Here is a 24,047-nt window from a genome sequence, read left to right as displayed (position 1 = left end):
GTTCGATCTTCGAATGCCGTCCGGGTGGACCGCAGACATTTAGCACGGCCCGTCGGCGGCTGGGCAGCCCTGTCCTTGAAAAGTCGGGAATGCCCTAGTTCACAGGGTTCACCGGCCATGGACAATAGCAGCCCACCGCCAGGGTGTGGGTCGCGTCGACCGTGCGTCCCTGATGCAGGGCCTGCAGGATGGGTTCGATAAAACTGTTGCTGGAGTTGCAGGTCAGGCCTTCGCTGTAGGGGCCGAAGTACGCCAGCTTGCCGTTGCGGTCCCAGATCGCCACGGCCGGGCTGGCGGGGATCTGCTCGGCGCCGGGCAGTGTGGCGATGGGCTTGAGTGCGTTCAGGGTGACGGGGAGCTGGCCATGGCTGCCGGGCTTTTGCACGGCGTAGAACTCGACGCCCAGGGGGCCGAAGTGTTCGATCAATTCGCCCAGGTGCTGCTGGTTGCCGACATTGCACGGGCAGGCCGGGTCCCAGAAGTGCACCAGGCGGATCGCCCCGGGGCCGGCCAGTTCGGCGGGCAGTTGCAGCGGGTCGCCGGAAAACACTGCGGTGTGTTCGCTGAAGGCGCGCAGGTAGCGGCCCTGGAACCAGTCGTAGGCTGCCCACAGCACCCCGGCGCAGATGAGTGCAAGCAGGCTGGCAAGGAGTGTCGTGCGGTAAGGCTTGGGCATGCGGATCGGTCCTCGAGGTCGCGTAGCTTGCCATGCTTGCCGCGACAGATGAATATCGCAGGCCCATAAAGCCTGTTTTGCGCTTCGCGCCACCTTTGGAAAGCCCTATGCCTGCGACGTTCGACCCCGATCAATTGCGTGCCAGCCTGCAACCGTTGGCTGCCGCGCAGCCCCTGTCGGCGCAGGCGCGGGCCTATCAGCGCTTCTACGGGCTGGATTTTGCCCAGCGTGCGACGCCGTTTCGTTGCCGCTTGGGGCGGTTCGAGGTGCAGGGGTTTGAAGTGGTCAGCCAGGTCTGGTGGCCGGAACATCCGGTGGCGACCCTGTTTCTGTACCACGGCTATTACGACCACATGGGCCTGTACCGGCACGTGATCGAGTGGGCCCTGGAGCATCAGTTCGTGGTGATTGCCTGCGATTTGCCGGGGCACGGGCTGTCCAGCGGCGAGCGCGCCAGCATCGATGATTTCGCGGTGTACCAGGCGGTGGTGCAGGGGTTGTTTGCCGAGGCGCGGTCCCTGGATTTGCCCCAACCCTGGCACCTGTTCGGGCAGAGCACCGGTGGCGCAATCGTGGTCGATCATTTGCTCCATGAGGGTGAGCAGAGTCCTGCCCAGGGTCGGGTGATCTTGCTGTCACCCCTGGTGCGGCCGCGCTCCTGGGGTTGGTCGATGCTCAGCTATTACCTGCTCAAACCCTTTGTCAGCGGGATTGCCCGGCGCTTCAGCGAGAACACCAACGACCCCGATTTCATGCCGTTCCTGCAGGCCGACCCCTTGCAGCCGCAGCGCCTGCCAACGGCCTGGGTCGGTGCCTTGTCGCGCTGGATCAAACGTTTGGAAACCGCGCCCCGCAGCTCCCGGCGCCCGTTGATCGTGCAGGGCGAGCAGGACATGACGGTGGATTGGCGACACAACCTGCAGGTGATCTGCGGCAAGTTCGATCAGCCCCAGGTACTGATGCTGCCGCGTGCGCGCCATCACCTGGCCAATGAAACCCCTGAATTTCGCGAACAGTATTTCGCCTTCCTCGACCAGCACCTGTAGGCGCTGGGGGCCGCTCCCTTGGAGGGTGACGGTTTCAGGGGGATTGGCGGCGTCTGTGCGGGCCAGCGCAGCCTGTCGGCAGCTGCGGCTGGCCCTGTGAAGCGATGCACGGGTAACGGATGTATTTCGGCGCAGCGGCGACAGAGCTACGGGGCGAGGCTGGAGCTGCTTTGGCCGACGGCCAGGCCGGCGCGGATGGCGGCGAGGGCAGCCTGGTAGTAGGCCTTGCCTTCGGTGGATTCGGCGAAGGTCGCGAACTCTTCCAGTTCGGTATCCGACAGGTCGCGATAGACGTACAGCAAGGTGTTGTTCAAATCGGCGCCGATCTGCTCCATCAGCCGCTGGCGCTGGCCGTTGAGCATGCCCTGGGCCTGACCACCGCCCAGCAGCCCGGGAATCATCTGGCTCAGGCTGTCGGCCGCCACCCCGGCAATTGCCAGGCTGACTTCGGCACCGGCCTCGCGGGCAGGCAGGGCCTGGGCCAGGTGGCCGATGATCAATTGACGATTGTCACTGGCCTGCATCTTCGGCAGGCCCTGGGCATTCTTGGCCAATTGGTCGCGACGCGTCGCCAGTAGTTCGGCGGCGGTGATCTTGCGTCCCAGGGGCGACTGGAAAAACGCCAGGGCCGGCTGCGGGTCGGCGAGGTTCTGCCTCAGCTGCGCCTGGGCGCGCCGATCCATCGCCTGGGGGGCGAAGCGTTGGTTGCTGTTGTTCACCAACGCCTGGTAGACCGCCGGTGGCAGGCTGTTCTGGTAGCGTTGCTGAGCCGCGGTGAGGGCATCGTTGAAATGCGCGCGTTGTTCTGGCCAACCGGCGACCTTGTACAACTGGTCGAGGCTGTCTGCCCACGCGGGCAAAACGCAGAACATCAACAGTGAAAAAAGCAAACGGCGCATAAGGACTCCTGTCAGCAGCCCACTATTCTCCGGGGCGAGGCGATGGTTGTCGAGAATTCGTATCAGGATCAGGGTGCAAAGTGTCCGATACCGATGCATTGAAATTTTGCGCGGTCCTCCGCTACACGGCTCTGTCGGATTCATCTGAGGCTGGATACTATGCGCGCCATGCAAATACCCTCTGATCACCCATTGTTGTTACGTATCGTCGACGACTTGGCCGCCTGTGGCTGGTCGCAGCAGAATATCTTTCTGCCAGAGGCTCTGACCCTGGAGTTGGCGGCTGAGTGCCGTAAACGTGCAGCCGAAGGTGAACTGGCTCCGGCGGCGGTAGGGCGCGGGCCATTCCAGGAGATCCGCGAGGGGATCCGGGGGGATCATATCCAGTGGCTCGAACCCGGCCAGGCCGAGGCTTGCGACACCTACCTGGGGCTGATGGACAGCCTGCGCGTGGCGCTCAATCGCGGCCTGTACCTGGGCCTGGAGGATTTCGAAAGCCATTTCGCCCTCTACCCGCCCGGGGCGTTCTACCTCAAGCACCTCGACCGTTTTCGCGACGATGATCGGCGCATGGTGTCGGCGGTGATCTACCTCAACCCGGGGTGGCTGCCTGAGTACGGCGGTCAGCTGCGGATGTATCTGAAGGGCGACGTCGAATACGATGTGGTCCCTACGGGAGGCCGGCTGGTGGTGTTTCTATCCGGCGAGGTGCCTCATGAAGTCATGCCCGCGACCCGCGATCGCCTGTCGTTGACCGGCTGGTTCCGGCGGCGCGGTAACGAGCCGTTCTGATCATGCACAAGATTCTGGTAAGCCGCTGCCTGTTGGGCCACCGCGTACGTTACGACGGGGGAGCCAGCGGGCCATTCGATCAATTGGCCCATTGGCAGGCCGAGGGGCGGGTGGTTGCCTTGTGCCCGGAAGTGGCCGGCGGCTTGCCGACACCGCGAGCGGCGGCCGAGATTCCGGGCGGGCAGGGCAGCGAGGTGCTCGATGGTCGTGCCCAGGTGCTGACCAGCGACGGTGAAGACGTCAGTGGCGAGTTCCTGGACGGCGCCCGGCAGGCCCTGGCGTTGGTGCAGCGCCATGGCATTCGCATCGCGGTGCTCAAGGCCCACAGCCCGTCCTGCGGCAATGTGCTGACCTACGATGGTTCGTTCGGTGGGATCAAGGTCCAGGGTGCGGGCGTCACCGCCGCGTTGTTGGCACGCCACGGGGTGCAGGTCTTCAGCGAGTTGCAGTTGCCCGAAGCCGCCGCCGCCCTGGCCAGCCTTGCGCAATAAGGCGGCACCCCCCGAAGCCGCTGCCGAGCGGGCGAGGCTGCGCTGGCCCTCTGCAACACTGCAAATACCCCTGACACCCACCGCTTTGAACGGCTACAGGCTCAAGGCTTCGGCGGCTTGCTCGCATCCATGCCGAACCATTTCTCCGACAGCGCCATCAGGCGCCCGTCACTCTTGATGCGCTGCAGGGCGCCATCCAGGCTGGCCTGAAAGGCCGGGTTACCTTTCTGAAACGGAATCGCCAGGCTCAGGGTGGGGCCGACCTTGGCGCCTTCCTTGACGGGCAGGCGGCTGTCGCGAATGGCATAGGGGATCAGCAGGCGATCGCTGATGGCGGCGTCGATCTGCTTGTCCGCCACGTCCTTGAGAGGCTGTTGCGCATCCGGGTAACTGCGCAGGTTGATGCCTTCGACGTTCCGCGCCTGGTCCACGAACTGGCTGCCCTGGGCCACGCCCAACGCCTGGCCTTGCAGGGCCTGCAGCGTACCCAGCGGGCGCTGTTCTTCCTGGCGCACGATCAGTTGTGCGCTGGAGTAGCTGTAGGGCTCGCTGAAATCGAAACGATCCTTGAGTTCCGGGGTCACTGCTATGTGGTTGATGGCCACGTCGTATTTGCCGCTTTCGACGCCTGGCAGCAAGTCGGCAGCATCGGTGACCACGAAGTCGGCGCGTACATCGAGTTCGCCGGCCAGCAGTTGGCCCAGTTCAACCTCGAACCCGCTGAGTTTGCCGTCGTCCTTGAAGTTGAAGGGCGGGCTGTTGGCCTCGAGGGCAATGCGCAGCTCCCCACGATCATTGATGTCATCAATCAGTTCGGCTTGAGCGTAAGTGCTCACAAGGGGTAGCAAAAGTATCAGGCCAGGCAGAAAGCGCATGGTCTCTCCTTGAATTTATAGGTGCGGTTCGCCGTTCAGGCACGCTTTGCTATGGTGTTGAGTGCCTTCGACAACAAATCGCTCTGAAGTTGTCACAAACGTAAAGATTTTGCCGAAAAACTGGAGAAAATAATGAAAAGCTTCATCTCTCGTACCGCACTGGCCAGTCTGTTGCTGGGTGCCTCGATGTTCGCCGGTGCTGCGGAAATTCCTCGTACGCCAGCGCCTGCCGGTGCCCAGGTGAGCATAGTGTCCCCTGAAGACGGGGCAACCGTGGACAAGACCTTCAAGGTCAAGTTCGGTGTCGAAGGCATGGCCCTGGCACCTGCTGGCGACCAGACCCCGAACACCGGCCACCATCACCTGTTGATCGATGTCGACCAACTGCCGGCGGAAAACCTGCCGATCCCGATGGACGCCAACCACCTGCATTTCGGCAAGGCCCAGACTGAAACCGAAGTCACCCTGGCGCCGGGCAAGCACACCCTGCAACTGGAGTTGGCGGACAAGAACCACGTACCGTTCAAGCCAGTGATCGTGTCGAAGAAGATCACAGTGACGGTGAAATAATCGTTATTCCCAGCCTTGGGTAATGACAATTGAAACGGGGAAGGCCAATGTGCCTTCCTTTTTTGTGAACCGGTTGAAGAGGGCAGGGATGCGTAGAAAGCTTGCAAGGATCGGCTCCAGACTGTTCTGGTGGTGTGCGCTGTCTGCGGTCCTGTCGCTCGTATCGATCATCGTCGGCGCGATTATGTTCGGAACGGCGCCCGAGGTGTTTTCGGCGCCCATGTATCTGGTCATGCCGCTGTTCTTCCTGAGCCTGTTCGCCAACCTGGCCGTGGTGTTCTGGCCCAGGGACAAGTCGCCGAAACAGGCCCCATAAAAAACAGGCCCCATAAAAAAGGAGCCCCGAAGGGCTCCTTTTTGGTCTGGCGTAGAACGCTTAGAACAACACGCGGCAACGGATGGTGCCGTTGATGTGTTGCAGCTTCTCTTGCGCCAGGTCCGAGTACTCGGCGTCGACGTCGATGACCACGTAACCGACTTTCTCGTTGGTCTGCAGGAACTGACCGGAGATGTTGATGCCGTTTTCGGCGAAGACCTTGTTGATCTCGCTCATCACACCCGGGATGTTCTCGTGAATGTGCAGCAGGCGGTGCTTGCCCGGGTGAGCCGGCAGGGCCACCTCCGGGAAGTTGACCGAGGACACCGACGTACCGTTGTCGCTGTACTTGACCAGTTTCTCTGCCACTTCCAGGCCGATGTTGGCCTGGGCTTCAGCAGTGGAACCACCGATGTGCGGGGTCAGGATCACGTTGTCCAGGCCACGCAGCGGGCTTTCGAACTCTTCGTCGTTGGAGCGCGGCTCCACCGGGAATACGTCGATGGCGGCGCCGATCAGGTGCTTGTCCTTGATCGCGGCAGCCAGGTGGTCCAGTTCGACCACGGTGCCGCGTGCGGCGTTGATCAGGATCCCGCCCTTCTTGATGGCGCGGATTTCCTTCTCGCCGATCATCCACTGGGTCGCAGCGGTTTCCGGAACGTGCAGGGTCACGATGTCGGACATGGCCAGCAGGTCGTGCAGCTTGCCAACCTGGGTCGCGTTACCCAGCGGCAGCTTGGTCACGGTGTCGTAGAAGAACACCTGCATGCCCAGGCCTTCGGCCAGGACCGACAACTGCGTACCGATCGAGCCGTAGCCGACGATGCCCAGCTTCTTGCCACGGATCTCGAACGAGTTGGCGGCGCTTTTGATCCAGCCACCACGGTGGCAGGAAGCGTTCTTCTCCGGGATGCCGCGCAGCAGCAGGATCGCCTCGGCCAAGACCAGCTCGGCAACCGAACGGGTGTTGGAGTACGGCGCGTTGAACACCGCAATCCCGCGCTCGCGAGCGGCGTTGAGGTCAACCTGGTTGGTGCCGATGCAGAAGCAGCCGACCGCGACCAGTTTCTTCGCGTGGTCGAAGATCTCTTCAGTCAGTTGCGTGCGGGAACGGATGCCGATGAAGTGAGCGTCAGCGATCTTTTCCTTCAGCTGGGCTTCCGGCAAGGAGCCCGTGAGGTACTCGATGCTGGTGTAGCCGGCGGCCTTGAGGACGTCGACAGCGGATTGGTGGACGCCTTCGAGAAGAAGGAACTTGATCTTGCTCTTATCGAGAGAAGTCTTGCTCATCTGCGTAAACCTGTGTCCCGGAGAAAAATGGCAGGGAATCGGACAGCGATAGCTGACCCGGACGGCAGGAAAGCCGTCACCGCAGAGCGCCTTTGGGCACTACCCTGCGGGGGCGGTATGCTAGCATACGCACCCCGCTAAACACTCATTCCTGCGACGTGAAGCGTTCTCAGGATGACCATGAATTGTTCGAGAGTTCTGTCGATGACCAATCCTGCCCTGATTGATGAGCTGAAGACCCTGGTTGAGCCTGGCAAGGTGCTGACCGATGCCGACTCCCTGAATGCTTATGGCAAGGATTGGACCAAGCATTTCGCTCCGGCCCCCACGGCCATTGTGTTTCCCAAGACCACCGAGCAGGTCCAGGCCATCGTGCGCTGGGCCAATCAGCACACGATCGCACTGGTGCCGTCGGGCGGCCGCACCGGGCTTTCCGCCGCTGCGGTGGCGGCCAATGGTGAAGTGGTGGTGTCCTTCGACTACATGAACCAGATCCTCGACGTGAACCTCACCGACCGTACGGCAGTCTGCCAGCCCGGCGTGGTCACCGAGCAGTTGCAGAACCTGGCCAGCGACAAGGGCCTGTACTACCCCGTGGACTTCGCCTCTGCCGGTTCCAGTCAGATTGGCGGCAATATCGGCACCAATGCCGGCGGGATCAAGGTTATTCGCTACGGCATGACCCGTAACTGGGTCGCCGGCATGAAAGTCGTCACCGGCAAGGGCGACCTGCTGGAGCTGAACAAGGACCTGATCAAGAACGCCACCGGCTACGACCTGCGCCAGCTGTTCATCGGCGCTGAAGGCACCCTGGGTTTTGTGGTCGAGGCCACCATGCGCCTGGATCGCGCGCCGAAGAACCTCACCGCGATGGTGCTGGGCACCGCCGATTTCGACTCGATCATGCCGGTGCTGCACGCCTTCCAGAGCAAGCTCGACCTGACCGCCTTCGAATTCTTCTCCGACAAGGCCCTGGCCAAGGTCATGGCCCGGGGTGATGTACCGGCGCCGTTCGAATCCGACTGCCCGTTCTACGCCCTGCTGGAATTCGAAGCGACCACTGAAGAAGTGGCCAACCACGCCCTGGAAACCTTCGAGCACTGCGTGGAGCAGGGCTGGGTCCTGGATGGCGTGATGAGCCAGAGCGAAACCCAACTGCACAACCTGTGGAAGCTGCGCGAGTACATCTCCGAGACCATCTCCCACTGGACCCCGTACAAAAACGACATTTCGGTCACCGTGTCGAAAGTGCCGGCTTTCCTGAAGGAAGTCGACGCGATCGTCGGCGAACACTACCCGGACTTCGAAATCGTCTGGTTTGGCCATATCGGCGACGGCAACCTGCACTTGAACATCCTCAAGCCGGACAACTTGAGCAAGGACGAGTTTTTCGCCAAGTGCGCCACGGTCAACAAGTGGGTGTTCGAAACCGTCGAGAAGTACAACGGTTCGATTTCCGCCGAACACGGCGTGGGCATGACCAAGCGCGATTACCTGACCTACAGCCGCTCTGCGGTCGAGATCGAGTACATGAAAGCCGTAAAGGCCGTGTTCGACCCGAACGGGATCATGAACCCGGGCAAGATTTTCGCTGTTTGAAGCCGCAGTCCCTGAAGAATCCAACGAGCAGGAGTCGGTAATGAGCTATCAGCACCAATATGTCGACGGTACGAAAATCCACTTCCCGGTAGGCAAAGTGGTGTGTATCGGACGCAACTACGCCGAGCACGCCAAGGAACTGGACAACCCGGTGCCCACCGAGCCGCTGCTGTTTATCAAGCCGGGCAGTTGTGTGGTGGCGCTGGAAGGCGGGTTCAGCATTCCGACCGAGCGTGGTTCGGTGCACTACGAGGCGGAAATCGCTGTATTGATCGGCAAGCCGCTGTCGACCAAGCCCAGCCGCGAAGAAGTGCTGGATGCGATTTCCGGTTTCGCCCCGGCCCTGGACCTGACCCTGCGTGACAAGCAGTCCGAGCTCAAGGCCAAGGGCCTGCCCTGGGAAATCGCCAAGTCGTTCGACGGCGCGGCGGTCCTGGCACCGTTCGTGGTCAGCAGCACCTTCGCCGACCTGACCGATATCGGCATCCGCCTGACCATCAACGGCGAAGTTCGCCAGGACGGCAACAGCAGCGCGATGCTCAACCCCATCGTGCCGATGATCCAGCACATGGCTGGATGCTTCTCGCTGCAGGCCGGTGATGTGATCCTGACTGGCACGCCGGTGGGCGTCGGTCCGCTGAATGTCGGTGACGAGTTGGTCCTGGAGCTTCCAGGCGCCAGCGCCTTCAGCAGCAGCGTTCGCTGAGCCTTCGCTGCCGATCGTCCGGGCTGGCCGATCCTGATCGGATCGCGCCAGCCTGCAAGCACTCGCCCTGGGTGTTTGGCATTTTTTTCACATTTTTTTTGGATAAATACCCGTCCAAAGCGCATGGCCCCTTATTCCGTGTGCTATTACAAATGGCTGATCTTCTGGAATGTCATTGATGGCCGTGCATCCCCTTCCCAAACTCAAAACCGCTCGCCGCTCGCGTTTCGTCATGCGCTGGTATTCCTGGTTGCTGCTGGTAGGCGTGATCGTCTATGGCCTGGCGTACGCCATGCATTGGGATGATCGTGGCTGGTTGTGGGTCCAGGAGGGGTTTGAAACACCGGTGGCGCGCCAGGAAAGCGTGTGGCTGCCCGACTACCGTGCGGTGATCGATGCCAAGGTGCTGCCGGGAATGGAGAAGGACGAGGCCTCCGACCTGACCTATAACCCGCAGACCAAGACCCTGTTTTCGGTGATGGGGAAGAACCCGTTCCTGGTGGAGTTGAGCCTGCAGGGCGATGTGCTGCGCAAGATGCCGCTGGTGGGCTGGGGCAATCCGGAAGGCGTGGCGGCGTTGGAAAACGGGCTGCTGGCCATCGTCGACGAACGCCAGCACCTGCTGACCATCGTCAAGGTCGACGCCAGCACCCGCGAACTGAACATCGCCGACTTCCCCCAATACGACCTGGGCCCTTCGAAAGACCAGAACAAAGCCTTTGAAGCCATCGCCTGGAACCCGCGCAAACAGCAGTTGCTGCTGGGCGAGGAGCGGCCGCCGGCGTTGTTCACCTGGAGCAGCGACGGCAGCCAGGTGCTCAAGGGTGACAAGCAGAAGCTGGCCAGTGACGAGCTGGACCTGCGCAATCTTTCGGCCCTGGGCATCGACCCGCGCACCGGTCACACCCTGGTGCTGTCCGCCGATTCCCATTTGTTGCTGGAGTTGGATGAAGCCGGTGAGCAGGTCAGCTTCATGACCCTGCTGGGCGGTTTCAACGGGTTGAAGAGCACCATTCCCCGCGCCGAGGGCGTGGCCATGGACGACGCCGGTGTGTTGTACATGGTCAGCGAGCCCGACCTTTTTTACCGTTTCGAGAAGCGCTGAGTCACACCGCTGCGTCCTGCGCTGATCGCAAGGCGGGCCAGACACCCCGGGCAATTAAGTTTAAATTCAGTCAGGCGTGATATTTCATCCGTCCGTCCTGATCCCGAGCTTGCCTGAATGCGTCGACTTGCCCGCCCCAAAGCCCTTTCCCTGATGTTGTGCCTGGTCGCTCTGTTGCTGGTCGGCGTCGCCGCCCAGCAGTACCGATTGTTCGAGCGCGCCTGGTTCAATGTGCAAGGTCTGTGGCAACCGGCTGATGCCCGTTCCATCGGCCTGGGCGATTACCGGGTGGAGATCGAGGCGCAACAGATCCCGGGCCTGGACGCCGACGTGTCGGCACTGACCTACGACCCGGTGCGCAAGAGCCTGTTTACCGTCACCAACAAGAATGCCGAACTGATCGAGCTGTCGCTCGAGGGGCAGATCCTGCGCCGGGTGGCCCTGGTCGGCTTTGGCGATCCGGAGGCGGTGGAGTTCATCAGCGCCGACACTTACGTGCTGACGGACGAGCGCCGGCAGCGCCTGATCAAGATCCACCTTGAGGACGACACGCGGTTTCTCGATGCGGCCGATGCCGAGCAAATGACCCTCGGGGTGCACATGAGCAGTAACAAGGGGTTTGAAGGGTTGGCGTACGACTCGGTGGGCAAGCGCCTGTTCGTCGCCAAGGAACGTGACCCGATGTTGATCTATGAGGTGCAGGGCTTTCCTCACTACAACCCGGAAAAGTCCTACGCCGTGCACGTGGTCAACAACCCCAAGCGCGATGCCGGGATGTTTGTGCGCGACCTGTCCAGCCTGCAGTACGACGAACGCACCGGGCATTTGCTGGCGCTGTCGGATGAGTCGCGGCTGGTGCTGGAGCTGGATGTCGACGGGCGACCGCTGAGCACCCTGTCCCTGACCAAGGGCCAGCAGGGCTTGCGGGCGACGGTGCCGCAGGCAGAAGGAATCGCCATGGATGACGATGGCAGCCTGTACCTGGTCAGCGAGCCGAACCTGTTCTACGTGTTCAAGAAGCCCGCGTTGTAAGGCGAGCCTGCCGCCGCTGGCCCCATTCAAGGCTCAGCGTCGGCAGGCGACTGCGGGATCAGGCCTTGAGGGTTTTCACGCCTTCGCTGGTGCCCAGCAGCAGTACGTCGGCCGGGCGCGCGGCGAACAGGCCGTTGGTGACCACGCCGACGATGGCGTTGATCTGGCGCTCCAGCTCCACCGGGTTGGTGATCTGCATGTTGAACACGTCGAGGATGATGTTGCCGTTATCGGTCAGCACGCCCTCGCGGTACACCGGGTCGCCGCCGAGCTTGACCAGCTCGCGGGCCACGTGGCTGCGGGCCATGGGGATCACTTCCACCGGTAGCGGGAAGGCGCCCAGCACCGAGACCAGCTTGCTGGCGTCGGCGATGCAGATGAAGGTCTTGGCCACGGCGGCCACGATCTTCTCGCGGGTCAGGGCCGCGCCACCGCCCTTGATCAGGTTCAGGTGCGCGTCGCTTTCGTCGGCGCCGTCGATGTAGAACTCCAGGTCGCTGACGGTGTTGAGCTCATACACCGGAATCCCGTGGCCCTTGAGGCGCGCGGCAGTGGCTTCGGAGCTGGCGACCGCGCCGTCGAAGGCGCCCTTGTGCTGGGCCAGGGCGTCGATAAAGCAGTTGGCGGTGGAGCCGGTGCCGACCCCGACGATGCTTTTGTCATCGAGTTTCGGAAGGATTAAATCGACGGCGGCCTGGGCCACTGCCTGTTTGAGTTGATCCTGGGTCATGCGGGCTCCGGAGCGGGCGGGGAGTAAAGAGGGGCGCGAGTATAACCCAACAAAACCTCTGTTTTCGTGTGGTCGCCCGCCCAAACGCTGGGTTAGACTCCCTGGCCCTGCCCAACCCGCTCAGTGATGCTTTCCGATGCTTGAACAGTACGTCAAAAAGATCCTCACCTCGCGCGTTTACGACGTTGCCGTAGAAACCCCCCTGCAGACCGCCCGCCAGCTTTCCGAGCGGCTGGGCAATCAGGTCTGGCTCAAGCGTGAAGACTTGCAGCCGGTGTTCTCGTTCAAGATTCGCGGCGCCTACAACAAGCTCACCCAGCTCAGCGAGGCAGAGCGCGCGCGGGGCGTGGTCACGGCATCTGCGGGTAACCACGCCCAGGGCCTGGCCCTGGCGGCCAAGGTCCTGGGGGTCAAGGCGACCATCGTGATGCCCAAGACCACCCCGGAGATCAAGGTCGAAGGTGTGCGTTCGCGCGGTGGCAAGGTGGTGCTGCACGGTGACTCCTTCCCGGAAGCCCTGGCCTACTCGCTGAAGCTGGTCGACGAAAAAGGCTACGTCTACATCCACCCTTATGATGATCCGCACACCATTGCCGGGCAGGGCACGGTGGCGATGGAAATCCTGCGCCAGCACCCCGGGCGCCTGGATGCGATCTTTGTCCCGGTGGGCGGCGGCGGCCTGATCGCCGGCATCGCGGCGTACGTGAAGTACCTGCGCCCGGAAATCAAGATCATCGGCGTCGAGCCGGACGACTCCAACTGCCTGCAAGCGGCCATGGCCGCCGGTGAGCGGGTGGTACTGCCGACCGTGGGCATCTTTGCCGACGGCGTGGCGGTGGCGCAGATCGGCCAGCACACCTTCGATATCTGCAAAGACTACGTCGACGAAGTCATTACCGTCAGCACCGATGAGATCTGTGCGGCAATCAAGGATATCTACGACGATACCCGCTCGATCACCGAACCTGCCGGCGCCCTGGGCGTGGCCGGGATCAAGAAGTACGTCGAGCAGCGCGGCATCACCGGCCAGACCCTGGTGGCCATCGACTCCGGCGCCAACGTCAACTTCGACCGCCTGCGCCACGTGGCCGAGCGCGCCGAGCTGGGCGAGGGCCGTGAAGCCATCATCGCCGTGACCATTCCCGAGAAGCCGGGCAGCTTCAAGGCGTTCTGCGAAGCCATCGGCAAGCGCCAGATCACCGAATTCAACTACCGCTACAACACTGGCAGCGAAGCGCACATTTTCGTCGGGGTGCAGACTCACCCGGAAAACGACCCGCGCAGCGCTTTGATCGCCAGCCTGACCGAGCAGGGCTTCCCGGTCATCGACCTGACCGACAACGAGCTGGCCAAGCTGCATATCCGCTACATGGTCGGTGGCCATGCGGAAAAGGTCAGTGACGAAGTGGTGTTTCGCTTCGAGTTTCCGGAGCGCCCGGGAGCCTTGTTCAACTTCCTGCACAAGCTGGGCGGGCGCTGGAACATTTCGATGTTCCACTACCGCAACCACGGCGCGGCCGATGGCCGAGTGGTTGCCGGCCTGCAAGTCCCGGCTGCCGAGCGTCACCTGGTGCCCGCGGCACTGGCGCAAATCGGCTACCCGTACTGGGATGAAAGCGACAACCCGGCGTATCAGCTGTTCCTGGGCTGAACGGCTACGCTGATGGGCACGGCCTAAGGAGTAGATGACATGGAAAATTTGACCACGCTGAAGCTGCTGCATGTGCTGGCCACGGTGCTGCTGCTGGGCAGCGCCTTGGGCCTGGCGGTCTGGGTCTGGCGCAACCGGGGTGACGCCACCTTTTACAGCCGTGTGCTGCGTCGGCCGGGGCTGTTCGGCTGGCTGCTGATGGCGCTGGGCGTCCTGAGCCTGCCCTTCAGCGGCTGGTGGATGGTGCACCTGGTGGGCTGGCCGCTGGGCCAGACCTGGATCCTCGCCTCCAGCGTGCTCTACACCCTGGGCGCGCTGGCCTGGTTGTGGTTGCTGGTGCGGCTCAACCGCTTGCGGCTGGCCAAGGCGGCCAGCGGCCTGAAATTCACCCTGGCGCTGGCGATTTTCAGCTTTGTGTGTTTTTTTGCCATCGCCGGGTTGATGGGCGCCAAGCCGGTCTGAGCCGGTAAGCCGCGCTGGGGAATCAGATGAAAATCCTTCTGGTGGGGGCCACGGGGTTTATCGGCCGCCATCTGCTGACGGCGCTGCACGCCGCTGGCCATCAATTGATCGCTACCAGTCGCCAGCCCCAGGCGCCCGGGCTGCCCGGGGTTGAGTGGCGCTGCCTGGACCTCGACCTGCTGGCCCGGGACCCGAGTTATTTTGCCTTTCCCGAGCAGGTCGACCTGCTGATCAACGCCGCCGGGCTGCTGACGACCGACACCACGGCGCTGGCGTTGACCCAGGATCGGGGCGCCCGCGCGCTATTTGATCTGGCGGCGCAACAAGGCGTGCGCGTATTGCAGATTTCGGCCCTGGGCGCGGCGGCGCAATCGGACGTGGCCTTTCTCGCCAGCAAGGGCGCGGCGGATGAGTATCTGCTGCAACTGGGCATCGACGCCGTGGTGCTGCGCCCCTCGCTGGTGCTGGGGCAGGGCGGCGCCAGCAGTGGCTGGCTGGCCCAGCTCTCGCCCTGGCCGCTGATTGCCCTGCTCGACCTGAAGGCGCAGTTGCAGCCATTGCATGTGGACGACCTGAGTGGCGCGGTCCTGGCGCTGCTGCGCCAATGGCCGGCGCAGGCCATGGTCTTGCCGCTGGTGGGCCCGCAATGCCTGACCCTGGCCCAGGTGCTGGACCAGTTGCGCGCGGCCCAGGGCTGGGCGCCGGGGCGCTACATCAAAGTGCCGTCCGGGCTGCTGGCGGTGGGCGTCTGGCTGGGGGAGCGCCTGGGCTGGCGGGCCCTGAATCGGCAAAGCCTGCGCATGGCGCAGCGCGACAACCTGGCCGATCCGCAGGTGCTGGAGTCGGTCTGCGGCTACCGTGCGGCACCGCTGGCGACGCGTTTGCACGACTGGCCGACGGCCAGCCAGAGCAGCCAGTTGGCCCTGCGCCCGCTGATGCTGGCGGTGATGGTGTTGATTTGGCTGGGCACGGCCGCCGTGTGCATCGGCCCCGGTTACGACTGGGGGCTGCGGATCATGGGCGAGGCCGGGGTTCACGGGGTTATGGCCATGCTGGCGGTGGTCGGCGGCTCGCTGTGCGATGCGCTGTTGGGCGTCGGTTTGCTGCTCAAGCGCTGGCGGCGACCAACCCTGCAGGTGCAGCTGCTGTTGATGCTGGGTTACACCCTGTTTATCAGCCTGGTGCTGCCGCACTACTGGTTTGACCCTTATGCCGCCGTCGCCAAGAACCTGGTGCTGATGGTGGCGACCCTTTGGCTTCTGTGGACCGAACCGCGTCGATGAGTGTTTACCTGCTGCTTAAAACCCTGCACATCCTGTCTTCGACCATCCTATTCGGGCTGGGCGCCGGCTCGGCCTATTACGCCCTGCGTGCCTGGCGCAGCGGCAAGGTCGAAGTGATCGCCGTGACCTTCAAGCACCTGGTGTTCGCCGACTGGGCGTTTACCGCGACCACGGCGGTGTTCCAGCCGCTGAGCGGCCTGGGGCTGATTCACCTGGCGGGTTGGTCGATCGGGCAGAGCTGGTTGATGTGGAGCCTGGGTTTGTATGTGCTGGCGGGTATTTGCTGGTTGCCGGTGGTCTGGTTGCAGATCCGCGTCCACCGCATGGCCGAGCAGGCGTTGCGCGACGGCACGCCGATGCCGCTCAAGGCCGCCACCTACATGCGCTGGTGGTTTGCCCTGGGCTGGCCGGCGTTCCTGGCGTTCATGGGGATTTTCTATTTGATGGTGGCCAAGCCAGCGTAATGGCTGGCTTGGCCTGGGGCCGGGTCCGCGGGCTCAAGCGGACCGGGCAGCGGCATCAGCCGCGCAGGCTGAGCACCGGCCAGCCACGTTTCTGGGCTTCGGCCAGCAGGTTCGGGTCGGGGTCGACCGCCACCGGGTTCGCCACTTGTTCCAGCAGCGGCAGGTCGTTCATCGAGTCGCTGTAGAAGTAGCTGTCGTCGAGGTTGTGGCCGGTTTCTTCCAGCCAGCGGTTCAGGCGTGTCACTTTGCCCTCACGGAAGCAGGGTACATCGATGCTGCGCCCGCTGTAGCGGCCGTCGACCATCTCGCATTCGGTGGCGATCAGGTGTTCCACGCCCAGGCGTTCGGCGATCGGCGCGGTGACGAAACGGTTGGTGGCGGTGATGATCACCAGTTTGTCGCCGGCCTCGCGGTGCTTGGCCAGCAGCGCCATGGCCTTGGGCAGCAGGATCGGCTCGATGCAGTCGCGCATATAGTCGCGGTGCCATTGATCGAGCACGCTCATCTCGGTGCGGCCGAGAATTTCCAGGCAGAAGTTCAGGTAGGCGGCGTTATCGAGCTTGCCCGCCAGGTAATCCTGGTAGAACTCGTCGTTGCGGGCCTTGTAGGTGACGGCGTCGAGGAAGCCTCTTTCGCACAGGTAATCGCCCCAGGCGTGATCGCTGTCACCGCCCAGAAGCGTGTTGTCCAAGTCGAATAAAGCCAGGCGCATTGCAGTTACTCGCTCACAGAAGGCTGAAAAAGGCGTCCAGAATACGGTCTTTTCACAAGAGTGCACATAAGGTAAGCCGCCTCGTTGCTGCTTTAACAACCTTTGTGGAACAATGCGGCGACATGCGTTTGCGAGGTTGTTGCCGTGATCGACCCCGATGGTTTTCGCCCCAATGTCGGGATTATTCTGACGAATGATGCCGGCCAGGTGCTATGGGCTCGCCGTATCAATCAAGATGCCTGGCAGTTTCCTCAAGGGGGGATCAACCCCGAGGAGACCCCGGAAGACGCCTTGTACCGCGAGTTGAACGAAGAAGTGGGCCTGGAGCGCGAAGATGTGCAAATTCTCGCCTGCACCCGGGGCTGGTTGCGCTATCGTTTGCCGCAACGTCTGGTCAGGACACACAGCCAACCGCTGTGCATCGGCCAGAAACAGAAATGGTTTCTCCTGCGCCTGATCTCCAACGAGCAGCGGGTGCGGATGGATTTGACCGGTAAACCGGAGTTCGATGGCTGGCGCTGGGTCAGTTATTGGTATCCGTTGGGCCAGGTGGTGACATTCAAGCGCGAGGTTTATCGCCGCGCTCTCAAAGAGCTTGCCCCGCGCCTATTAGCGCGCGACTGACGACGGAGTTCGACCCCGAGCCATGCTCAATACGCTGCGCAAGATCGTCCAGGAAGTTAACTCCGCCAAGGATCTCAAGGCGGCGTTAGGGATTATTGTATTGCGCGTCAAAGAGGCCATGGGCAGTCAGGTCTGCTCGGTCTATCTGCTGGACCCCGAGACCAACCGTTTTGTCCTGATGGCCACCGAGGGCTTGAACAAGCGCTCGATCGGCAAGGTCAGCATGGCACCCAATGAAGGTCTGGTCGGCCTGGTCGGCACGCGCGAAGAACCGCTCAACCTCGAAAATGCCGCCGATCACCCACGCTATCGCTACTTCGCCGAAACCGGTGAGGAGCGTTACGCCTCTTTCCTCGGCGCACCGATCATCCACCACCGCCGTGTCGTGGGCGTGCTGGTTATCCAGCAAAAGGAGCGTCGCCAGTTCGACGAGGGCGAAGAAGCCTTCCTGGTGACCATGAGCGCGCAGCTGGCGGGGGTTATCGCCCACGCCGAAGCCACCGGTTCGATCCGCGGCCTGGGGCGCCAGGGCAAGGGGATCCAGGAAGCCAAGTTCGTCGGGGTCCCGGGTTCGCCGGGTGCCGCAGTGGGTACGGCGGTGGTCATGCTGCCGCCGGCCGACCTGGACGTGGTGCCGGATAAAACCATTAGCGATATCGATGCCGAGCTCGGGCTGTTCAAGACCGCCATTGAAGGCGTGCGTGCCGATATGCGCGCGCTGTCGGCAAAACTCGCGACTCAGCTGCGCCCGGAAGAGCGCGCCCTGTTCGACGTCTACCTGATGATGCTCGACGATGCCTCACTGGGCAGCGAAGTCACCACCATTATCAAGACTGGTCAGTGGGCCCAGGGCGCACTGCGTCAGGTGGTCACCGACCACGTCAACCGCTTTGAGCTGATGGACGACGCCTACCTGCGCGAGCGGGCGTCCGACGTCAAGGACCTGGGCCGCCGACTGCTGGCCTATCTGCAGGAAGAGCGCCAGCAAACCCTGGTCTACCCCGACAACACCATCCTGATCAGCGAAGAACTGACGCCGGCCATGCTCGGCGAGGTGCCGGAAGGCAAGCTGGTCGGCCTGGTGTCGGTATTGGGGTCGGGCAACTCCCACGTTGCGATCCTGGCGCGAGCCATGGGGATTCCGACGGTCATGGGCCTGGTCGACCTGCCTTACTCCAAGGTCGACGGCATCCAGATGATCGTCGATGGCTACCACGGCGAGGTCTATACCAACCCCAGCGATGTGCTGCGCAAGCAGTTCGCCGAGGTGGTCGAAGAAGAACGGCAACTGGCCCAGGGCCTGGATGCGCTGCGCGACCTGCCGTGCGTGACCCTGGATGGCCACCGCATGCCGCTGTGGGTCAACACCGGCCTGCTGGCCGATGTGGCGCGGGCACAGAAGCGCGGCGCCGAAGGTGTGGGCCTGTACCGCACCGAAGTGCCGTTCATGATCAATCAGCGTTTCCCGAGTGAAAAGGAGCAGCTGGCGATTTATCGCGAGCAACTGGCGGCCTTCCATCCGCAGCCGGTGACGATGCGCAGCCTGGACATCGGCGGCGACAAGTCACTGTCTTATTTCCCGATCAAGGAAGACAACCCCTTCCTCGGCTGGCGCGGCATTCGCGTCACCCTCGACCACCCGGAAATCTTCCTGGTCCAGACCCGGGCCATGCTCAAGGCCAGCGAAGGCCTGAACAACCTGCGCATCCTGCTGCCGATGATCTCCGGCACCCACGAACTGGAAGAAGCCCTGCACCTGATCCACCGTGCCTGGGGCGAAGTGCGTGACGAAGGCACCGATGTGCCGATGCCGCCGATCGGGGTCATGATCGAAATTCCGGCTGCGGTCTACCAGACCAAGGAGCTGGCGCGCCAGGTGGACTTCCTGTCGGTCGGCTCCAACGACCTGACCCAATACCTGCTGGCGGTGGACCGTAACAACCCGCGGGTCGCCGATCTCTACGACTACCTGCACCCGGCGGTGCTGCAAGCCCTGCAAAACGTAGTGCGCGACGCCCACGCCGAAGGCAAGCCGGTGAGTATCTGCGGTGAGATGGCCGGTGATCCGGCGGCGGCGGTGCTGCTGATGGCGATGGGCTTCGACAGCCTGTCGATGAACGCCACCAACCTGCCGAAAGTGAAGTGGATGCTGCGTCAGATCAACCTGACCAAGGCCAAGGAACTGTTGGCCGAGCTGATGACCATCGACAACCCGCAAGTTATCCACAGCTCGCTGCAACTGGCGCTGAAAAAGCTCGGCCTGGCGCGGATGATCAATCCGGCTTCGGCCAAGACACTCTAAGCCGCGCGGTTCTGCTCCCCCCAGGCCGGATCCTGCCCAGCAGCATCCGGCCTGGGCGTTCTAAACCTTCAGCTCGACCTCTCCCAAATGCCCGCCGTAGGGCCCGAAACTGCGTTCCACCAAGTGCCGGGTGCCGTCGGCGTGGACGATCAGCGCGGTGCTGGCGCGGGTGCCGTAGCTGGGGCTGGCGATAAACACGCTGGACAGCAGGCTTTCGGTGGCCAGGCCGACGCCGGTGTCCGGCAAGTCGGCAAAGGGCGCGGTCTGCGGGTCACTGAGCAAGGCCAGCAGCGCCTGGGGCTGCGGATCGTCCAGCAGTTCGCCGAGGGCGGCGCGGGCCTTGAGCAGTTTCGGCCAGGGCGTATCCAGGCCGGCGTTGGACAAGCCATACACGCCACTGCCCAAGCGTTGGGGTTGCAGGTCGTTGGCGTTGTAATGCCACAGCGCTTCGGCGGTACCGACCAGCAGGTTAAAGCCGGCATATTCCACCGATCTGCCGACAACGTCGGTCAAATAGTCATCCAGCGGGATTTTGCCGGCGAGAAAGCGTGCCACCAGTTCGCCCCGGGAGCGGCGCGCTGGCGGTTGATGAGGGTCGCGAATATTGGTCAGTGCGGCGAAGCGGCCATCGGCGCCGACCCCCAGCCAGGTGCCCCCGGCTTCCAGGTCGCGTCCGGCGTAAATCTCCGGGGTTTCAGGCCACTGGGCGAGGGGCAGGCTGGGGCGGGCATAGAATTCGTCGCGGTTGGCCGCGACGATCAGCGGTTGGGCATGGCCCGGCCGCCAAGCGAAAACGATCAAGCACATCGGGCTTATCCCTTTTGGGTTTTTGCCCACTCTACGCACAGATGAAGCGGGTATCCATCGCCATCCAGTGGAGCCGAGGGCCGTGCATCCGGTACCATGCCGGTCTTATTTTGGGGTGCACCCATGGAATTTCTGCTCTATCTGCTGTTGGGCGCCTGTGCGGGCGTGCTGGCCGGGCTGTTTGGCGTGGGTGGCGGGATCATCATCGTTCCGGTGCTGGTGTTCAGTTTCAAGGCGCAGGGCTTCGACCCGCTGGTGTTGACCCACCTGGCAGTGGGCACCTCGCTGGCCACCATCATCTTCACTTCGGTCAATGCGATTCGCGAGCATCAGCGCAGGGGCGCGGTGCGCTGGCCGATCTTTGTCTGGATGACCGTCGGGATTCTGATCGGCGCCGGCTTTGGTGCGCTGACGGCGGAGGCGATTTCCGGTCCCCACCTGCAAAAGATCATTGGTGTATTCGCCCTGGTGATCGCCCTGCAGATGGTCCTTGAACTCAAGCCCAAGGCCAGCCGAACGGTTCCCGGCAAAGTGGGTCTGACCCTGGCCGGTAGCGTGATTGGCTGGGCTTCGGCGATTTTCGGCATCGGTGGCGGTTCGCTCACCGTGCCGTTCCTGACCTGGCGCAGCGTGCCCATGCAGCAAGCGGTGGCGACGTCATCGGCCTGCGGCCTGCCGATCGCACTGGCCAGCGCTTTAAGTTTCATGATTCTGGGCTGGCATGATCCGTTGCTGCCGGCCCATAGTCTGGGTTTTGTGTATTTGCCGGCGCTGCTGGGCATTGCGCTGACCAGCATGGTATTCGCCCGCTTTGGCGCGCGCCTGGCCCACAGCCTGTCGCCGCGCCTGCTCAAGCGTCTGTTTGCCGCGCTGCTGTTTGGCGTAGGGCTGAGTTTCCTGCTCTGAAAGGGGCCGCAATCCTGGCTTAATCCCGGCGTGCCACTGTCACGCCCGCAATCTTGAGTTTTCTACTCTTACGAGGAGTCGCAATGCTGCCTTACCCGCAGATCGATCCGGTGGCCCTGGCCATCGGTCCGCTGAAAATCCACTGGTACGGGCTGATGTACCTGATCGGCATCGGCGGTGCCTGGCTGCTGGCATCGCGTCGGCTGAACCGTTTCGACCCGACCTGGAACAAGGAGAAGCTCTCCGACATGGTGTTCTGGATGTCGATGGGGGTCATTGTCGGGGGGCGTCTGGGGTATGTGCTGTTCTACGACCTGAACGCGTACCTGGCCAACCCGACCCTGATCTTCGAGGTGTGGAAGGGTGGCATGTCGTTCCATGGCGGCTTTATCGGGGTGATGCTGGCGGCCTTGTGGTTCGGCAAGCGCAACAACAAGTCGTTCTTCGAACTGATGGATTTCGTCGCGCCGATGGTGCCGATCGGCCTGGGCGCCGGGCGGATCGGCAACTTCATCAACGCCGAGTTGTGGGGCAAGCCGACCGACCTGCCCTGGGCGATGATTTTCCCGCCGTTCAGCGATCCTTCGCAGTTGCCGCGGCATCCGTCGCAGCTGTACCAGTTCGCCCTGGAAGGCGTGGCACTGTTTGTGATCCTGTGGCTGTTCTCGCGCAAGCCGCGGCCGACCATGGCGGTCTCCGGCATGTTTGCCCTGTTCTACGGGATTTTCCGGTTTATCGTCGAGTTCGTCCGGGTGCCGGATGCCCAGCTCGGCTACCTGGCGTGGAACTGGCTGACCATGGGCCAGGTCCTGTGCCTGCCGATGATCATTGGTGGCTTGTTCCTGATCTGGCTGGCTTATCACCGCGCTCCGGCGAACACGAGCGCCGCGCTTTAAATTCGAATACCGGGGCCCTGGCCCCGGGTTCAAGGATGCAGGTAATTCATGAAGCAATATCTCGATCTGGTCGCCCATGTCATCAACAACGGCACCAAGCAGGCCAACCGCACCGGCGTGAACACCATCAGTTTTCCCGGTGCCATGCTGCGTTATGACCTCAAGGAAGGCTTTCCGGCCATCACCACCCGCAAGATGGCCTTCAAGTCGGCCATCGGCGAGATGTGCGGTTTTCTGCGTGGGGTGAACAACGCCGCCCAGTTCCGTGCCCTGGGCTGCAAGGTCTGGGACCAGAACGCCAACGAAAACGCGCAGTGGCTGGCCAACCCGTTCCGCCAGGGCGAAGACGACCTGGGTGAAATTTACGGCGTGCAATGGCGCAAATGGCCGGCGTACAAGCAGATTGCCCTGAGCAACCCGGCCGCCATCGAGCAGACCCTGGCCCAGGGTTATCGGCAGATCGCCGAAGGTGAGGAAAACGGTCAGGCCTATGTGGTGCTGTACAAGGCCATCGACCAGATCCGCCAGTGCGTCGACACCATCATCAAGGACCCGGGCAGCCGGCGGATCCTGTTCCACGGCTGGAACTGCGCCCAGCTCGATGAAATGGCCTTGCCGCCATGCCACCTGCTGTATCAGTTCCACCCCAATGTCGAGACCCGGGAAATTTCCCTGACCCTCTATATCCGCTCCAATGACCTGGGCCTGGGCACGCCGTTCAACCTCACCGAAGGCGCCGCCTTGCTGAGCCTGATCGGGCGCCTCACCGGCTACACCCCGCGCTGGTTCACCTATTTCATCGGTGACGCCCACGTTTACGAAAACCACCTGGACATGCTCAACGAACAGCTCAAGCGCGAGCCGTTCCCGATGCCTAAGCTGGTGATCAGTGATCGGGTGCCGGAGTTCGCCAAGACCGGTGTCTACCAGCCGGAGTGGCTGGAGCTGATCGAGCCGAGCGACTTCTCCCTCGACGGCTACCAGCACCATGCACCCATGACCGCGCCGATGGCGGTCTAGGCCTTTACCCGGGAGCCGTGGGGCTGACGCCGCGCGGCCCCTATCGCTTCATCCGTGACCTTTATCGACCTGTGCCCGGGAACCCTCCCGGGCATTGCTGTACCTGGCGAGCGGCTACGCTCTCAGGAGCAGCCTCGGTTCGTTCGGGGTGCAGTCCTTCTGATATTGAATACGAGCCCTTGAATGGAAGAACTCAACCGCAGCCTGTTCCTGGCCATCAATGCCAGCGCCGAAGCATCGTTGCCGATGCGCGAACTGGCGGTGTTCCTGGCGCAATGGCTGGTCCTGAGCGTGCCGCTGCTGCTCCTGATGTTGTGGGTGTTTGGCGGACGGCGGCAACGAATGATCGTGCTGATCGCGACCTTGAGCATTGTCTTCGCCCTGGCCTGCAACCTGCTGATTCGCGATCTGTGGTTTCACCCACGACCGTTCATGCTCGGCCTGGGGCAGAACTTCCTGGCCCACGCGCCTGGGGCGTCCTTTCCCAGCGATCATGCCAGCGGCATGTTTGCCATGGCGTTCGCGCTGATTCTGGTGTCCCTGTACCGAACCGGGCTGGTGATGCTGGCGCTGGCGCTATTGGTGAGCTGGGCCCGGGTCTACCTGGGGGTGCATTTCCCGTTCGACATCCTGGGCGGCTGCCTGGTCGGGCTACTCAGCGCCTGCCTGGTGCGCCAGGGCCTGGCCTGGCGCGATCTGGATCAGCGGCTGCTGACGCTGCTTGAGGGGATCTACCAGCGGTTGATACCCCTGGGCCGCCACGGCTCCTGAAACCATGGCGCCCTGGCCACGG

At 62.8% G+C, this 24,047-nt stretch carries 26 protein-coding genes; 19 read left to right on the top strand and 7 right to left on the bottom strand.

Annotated features, from left to right (window positions below):
- Positions 1 to 94: 94 nt before the first annotated feature.
- Positions 95 to 676 carry a DUF6436 domain-containing protein gene (locus tag CF161_RS07105; protein ID WP_020295885.1) on the bottom strand — a complete coding sequence of 194 codons (582 nt, stop codon included), beginning with the start codon at positions 674 to 676 and terminating at the stop codon, positions 95 to 97.
- 107 nt (positions 677 to 783) lie between these two features.
- Between CF161_RS07105 and CF161_RS07100 the strand changes: the two genes are divergently transcribed.
- Complete coding sequence (locus CF161_RS07100) at positions 784 to 1,722, top strand: alpha/beta hydrolase (RefSeq protein ID WP_020295884.1); 939 nt, start codon at positions 784 to 786, stop codon at positions 1,720 to 1,722.
- 146 nt (positions 1,723 to 1,868) lie between these two features.
- Here CF161_RS07100 and CF161_RS07095 read toward each other — a convergent pair whose 3' ends face one another.
- Positions 1,869 to 2,621: a DUF2059 domain-containing protein gene (locus CF161_RS07095; RefSeq protein ID WP_020295883.1), complete on the bottom strand. Its 753-nt coding sequence runs from the start codon at positions 2,619 to 2,621 to the stop codon at positions 1,869 to 1,871.
- A 159-nt stretch (positions 2,622 to 2,780) separates the two neighbouring features.
- Between CF161_RS07095 and CF161_RS07090 the strand changes: the two genes are divergently transcribed.
- A complete protein-coding gene (locus CF161_RS07090; RefSeq protein ID WP_020295882.1) occupies positions 2,781 to 3,413 on the top strand; it encodes a 2OG-Fe(II) oxygenase in 633 nt (210 codons plus the stop codon).
- A 2-nt stretch (positions 3,414 to 3,415) separates the two neighbouring features.
- A complete protein-coding gene (locus CF161_RS07085) occupies positions 3,416 to 3,904 on the top strand; it encodes a DUF523 domain-containing protein (protein WP_020295881.1) in 489 nt (162 codons plus the stop codon).
- A 101-nt stretch (positions 3,905 to 4,005) separates the two neighbouring features.
- On the opposite strand, the gene CF161_RS07080 is transcribed toward CF161_RS07085, so the two are convergent.
- Positions 4,006 to 4,779, bottom strand: coding sequence for a transporter substrate-binding domain-containing protein (locus CF161_RS07080; RefSeq protein WP_020295880.1), 774 nt, complete (start codon positions 4,777 to 4,779; stop codon positions 4,006 to 4,008).
- Positions 4,780 to 4,911: 132 nt separating this feature from the next.
- On the opposite strand from CF161_RS07080, the gene CF161_RS07075 reads away from it, so the two are divergent.
- Together CF161_RS07075 and CF161_RS32780 are read left to right on the top strand one after the other, a co-directional pair.
- Complete coding sequence (locus CF161_RS07075) at positions 4,912 to 5,349, top strand: DUF4399 domain-containing protein (RefSeq protein ID WP_020295879.1); 438 nt, start codon at positions 4,912 to 4,914, stop codon at positions 5,347 to 5,349.
- Between the two features lie 88 nt (positions 5,350 to 5,437).
- On the top strand, positions 5,438 to 5,665 hold the full coding sequence (locus CF161_RS32780; protein ID WP_156882665.1) for a hypothetical protein: 228 nt from the start codon (positions 5,438 to 5,440) through the stop codon (positions 5,663 to 5,665).
- A 60-nt stretch (positions 5,666 to 5,725) separates the two neighbouring features.
- Here CF161_RS32780 and serA read toward each other — a convergent pair whose 3' ends face one another.
- Complete coding sequence (serA, locus tag CF161_RS07065) at positions 5,726 to 6,955, bottom strand: phosphoglycerate dehydrogenase (protein WP_020295877.1); 1,230 nt, start codon at positions 6,953 to 6,955, stop codon at positions 5,726 to 5,728.
- Positions 6,956 to 7,159: 204 nt separating this feature from the next.
- Between serA and CF161_RS07060 the strand changes: the two genes are divergently transcribed.
- The 4 genes from CF161_RS07060 (at position 7,160) to CF161_RS07045 (ending at position 11,397) form a co-directional block, all read left to right on the top strand.
- A complete protein-coding gene (locus CF161_RS07060) occupies positions 7,160 to 8,554 on the top strand; it encodes an FAD-binding oxidoreductase (RefSeq protein ID WP_020295876.1) in 1,395 nt (464 codons plus the stop codon).
- A gap of 40 nt (positions 8,555 to 8,594) precedes the next feature.
- On the top strand, positions 8,595 to 9,260 hold the full coding sequence (locus CF161_RS07055) for a fumarylacetoacetate hydrolase family protein (protein WP_020295875.1): 666 nt from the start codon (positions 8,595 to 8,597) through the stop codon (positions 9,258 to 9,260).
- Between the two features lie 178 nt (positions 9,261 to 9,438).
- On the top strand, positions 9,439 to 10,365 hold the full coding sequence (locus CF161_RS07050; RefSeq protein ID WP_020295874.1) for an SdiA-regulated domain-containing protein: 927 nt from the start codon (positions 9,439 to 9,441) through the stop codon (positions 10,363 to 10,365).
- Between the two features lie 117 nt (positions 10,366 to 10,482).
- The gene (locus CF161_RS07045; protein ID WP_043228814.1) at positions 10,483 to 11,397 is read left to right on the top strand and encodes an SdiA-regulated domain-containing protein; all 915 of its coding nucleotides are present in this window, start codon (positions 10,483 to 10,485) and stop codon (positions 11,395 to 11,397) included.
- Between the two features lie 58 nt (positions 11,398 to 11,455).
- Here CF161_RS07045 and rpiA read toward each other — a convergent pair whose 3' ends face one another.
- Positions 11,456 to 12,127 (bottom strand): ribose-5-phosphate isomerase RpiA, encoded by a 672-nt coding sequence (gene rpiA / locus CF161_RS07040; RefSeq protein WP_020295872.1) that lies wholly within the window; start codon positions 12,125 to 12,127, stop codon positions 11,456 to 11,458.
- A gap of 136 nt (positions 12,128 to 12,263) precedes the next feature.
- Here rpiA and ilvA point away from each other — a divergent pair, with 136 nt between their 5' ends.
- The 4 genes from ilvA to CF161_RS07020 are packed head-to-tail and all read left to right on the top strand — an operon-like array spanning position 12,264 to position 15,987.
- The gene (gene ilvA, locus CF161_RS07035; protein ID WP_020295871.1) at positions 12,264 to 13,778 is read left to right on the top strand and encodes a threonine ammonia-lyase, biosynthetic; all 1,515 of its coding nucleotides are present in this window, start codon (positions 12,264 to 12,266) and stop codon (positions 13,776 to 13,778) included.
- Between the two features lie 39 nt (positions 13,779 to 13,817).
- On the top strand, positions 13,818 to 14,240 hold the full coding sequence (locus tag CF161_RS07030) for a DUF2269 family protein (RefSeq protein ID WP_020295870.1): 423 nt from the start codon (positions 13,818 to 13,820) through the stop codon (positions 14,238 to 14,240).
- A 26-nt stretch (positions 14,241 to 14,266) separates the two neighbouring features.
- Positions 14,267 to 15,523 (top strand): SDR family oxidoreductase, encoded by a 1,257-nt coding sequence (locus tag CF161_RS07025; protein WP_020295869.1) that lies wholly within the window; start codon positions 14,267 to 14,269, stop codon positions 15,521 to 15,523.
- Complete coding sequence (locus CF161_RS07020) at positions 15,520 to 15,987, top strand: DUF2269 domain-containing protein (protein WP_020295868.1); 468 nt, start codon at positions 15,520 to 15,522, stop codon at positions 15,985 to 15,987. The genes CF161_RS07025 and CF161_RS07020 overlap by 4 nt, the downstream gene beginning before the upstream one ends.
- 55 nt (positions 15,988 to 16,042) lie before the next feature.
- On the opposite strand, the gene CF161_RS07015 is transcribed toward CF161_RS07020, so the two are convergent.
- The gene (locus CF161_RS07015; protein WP_020295867.1) at positions 16,043 to 16,699 is read right to left on the bottom strand and encodes an HAD family phosphatase; all 657 of its coding nucleotides are present in this window, start codon (positions 16,697 to 16,699) and stop codon (positions 16,043 to 16,045) included.
- Positions 16,700 to 16,843: 144 nt separating this feature from the next.
- On the opposite strand from CF161_RS07015, the gene CF161_RS07010 reads away from it, so the two are divergent.
- On the top strand, positions 16,844 to 17,323 hold the full coding sequence (locus CF161_RS07010) for an RNA pyrophosphohydrolase (RefSeq protein WP_007927344.1): 480 nt from the start codon (positions 16,844 to 16,846) through the stop codon (positions 17,321 to 17,323).
- Between the two features lie 22 nt (positions 17,324 to 17,345).
- Positions 17,346 to 19,625: a phosphoenolpyruvate--protein phosphotransferase gene (gene ptsP / locus CF161_RS07005; RefSeq protein ID WP_020295866.1), complete on the top strand. Its 2,280-nt coding sequence runs from the start codon at positions 17,346 to 17,348 to the stop codon at positions 19,623 to 19,625.
- A 60-nt stretch (positions 19,626 to 19,685) separates the two neighbouring features.
- Here the strand turns inward: ptsP and CF161_RS07000 are convergent, their stop codons facing one another.
- A complete protein-coding gene (locus CF161_RS07000; RefSeq protein WP_020295865.1) occupies positions 19,686 to 20,432 on the bottom strand; it encodes an NRDE family protein in 747 nt (248 codons plus the stop codon).
- 123 nt (positions 20,433 to 20,555) lie between these two features.
- Here CF161_RS07000 and CF161_RS06995 point away from each other — a divergent pair, with 123 nt between their 5' ends.
- The 4 genes from CF161_RS06995 to CF161_RS06980 all read left to right on the top strand — a co-directional run bounded on the left by CF161_RS06995 (position 20,556) and on the right by CF161_RS06980 (position 24,025).
- Positions 20,556 to 21,338 carry a sulfite exporter TauE/SafE family protein gene (locus tag CF161_RS06995; protein WP_020295864.1) on the top strand — a complete coding sequence of 261 codons (783 nt, stop codon included), beginning with the start codon at positions 20,556 to 20,558 and terminating at the stop codon, positions 21,336 to 21,338.
- Positions 21,339 to 21,421: 83 nt separating this feature from the next.
- The gene (lgt, locus tag CF161_RS06990) at positions 21,422 to 22,234 is read left to right on the top strand and encodes a prolipoprotein diacylglyceryl transferase (RefSeq protein ID WP_020295863.1); all 813 of its coding nucleotides are present in this window, start codon (positions 21,422 to 21,424) and stop codon (positions 22,232 to 22,234) included.
- A gap of 48 nt (positions 22,235 to 22,282) precedes the next feature.
- Entirely contained in the window at positions 22,283 to 23,254 is a 972-nt protein-coding gene (locus CF161_RS06985; protein WP_020295862.1) for a thymidylate synthase, read from the top strand.
- Positions 23,255 to 23,437: 183 nt separating this feature from the next.
- The gene (locus CF161_RS06980; RefSeq protein ID WP_020295861.1) at positions 23,438 to 24,025 is read left to right on the top strand and encodes an undecaprenyl-diphosphatase; all 588 of its coding nucleotides are present in this window, start codon (positions 23,438 to 23,440) and stop codon (positions 24,023 to 24,025) included.
- The last annotated feature ends 22 nt before the right edge of the window (positions 24,026 to 24,047 follow it).

This window comes from Pseudomonas sp. CF161, from assembly GCF_000416215.1.
Taxonomy (GTDB): Bacteria; Pseudomonadota; Gammaproteobacteria; order Pseudomonadales; family Pseudomonadaceae; genus Aquipseudomonas.
The sequence above is the reverse complement of the archived record's forward strand: the minus strand, read 5'-3'. Positions and strand labels throughout refer to the sequence as shown.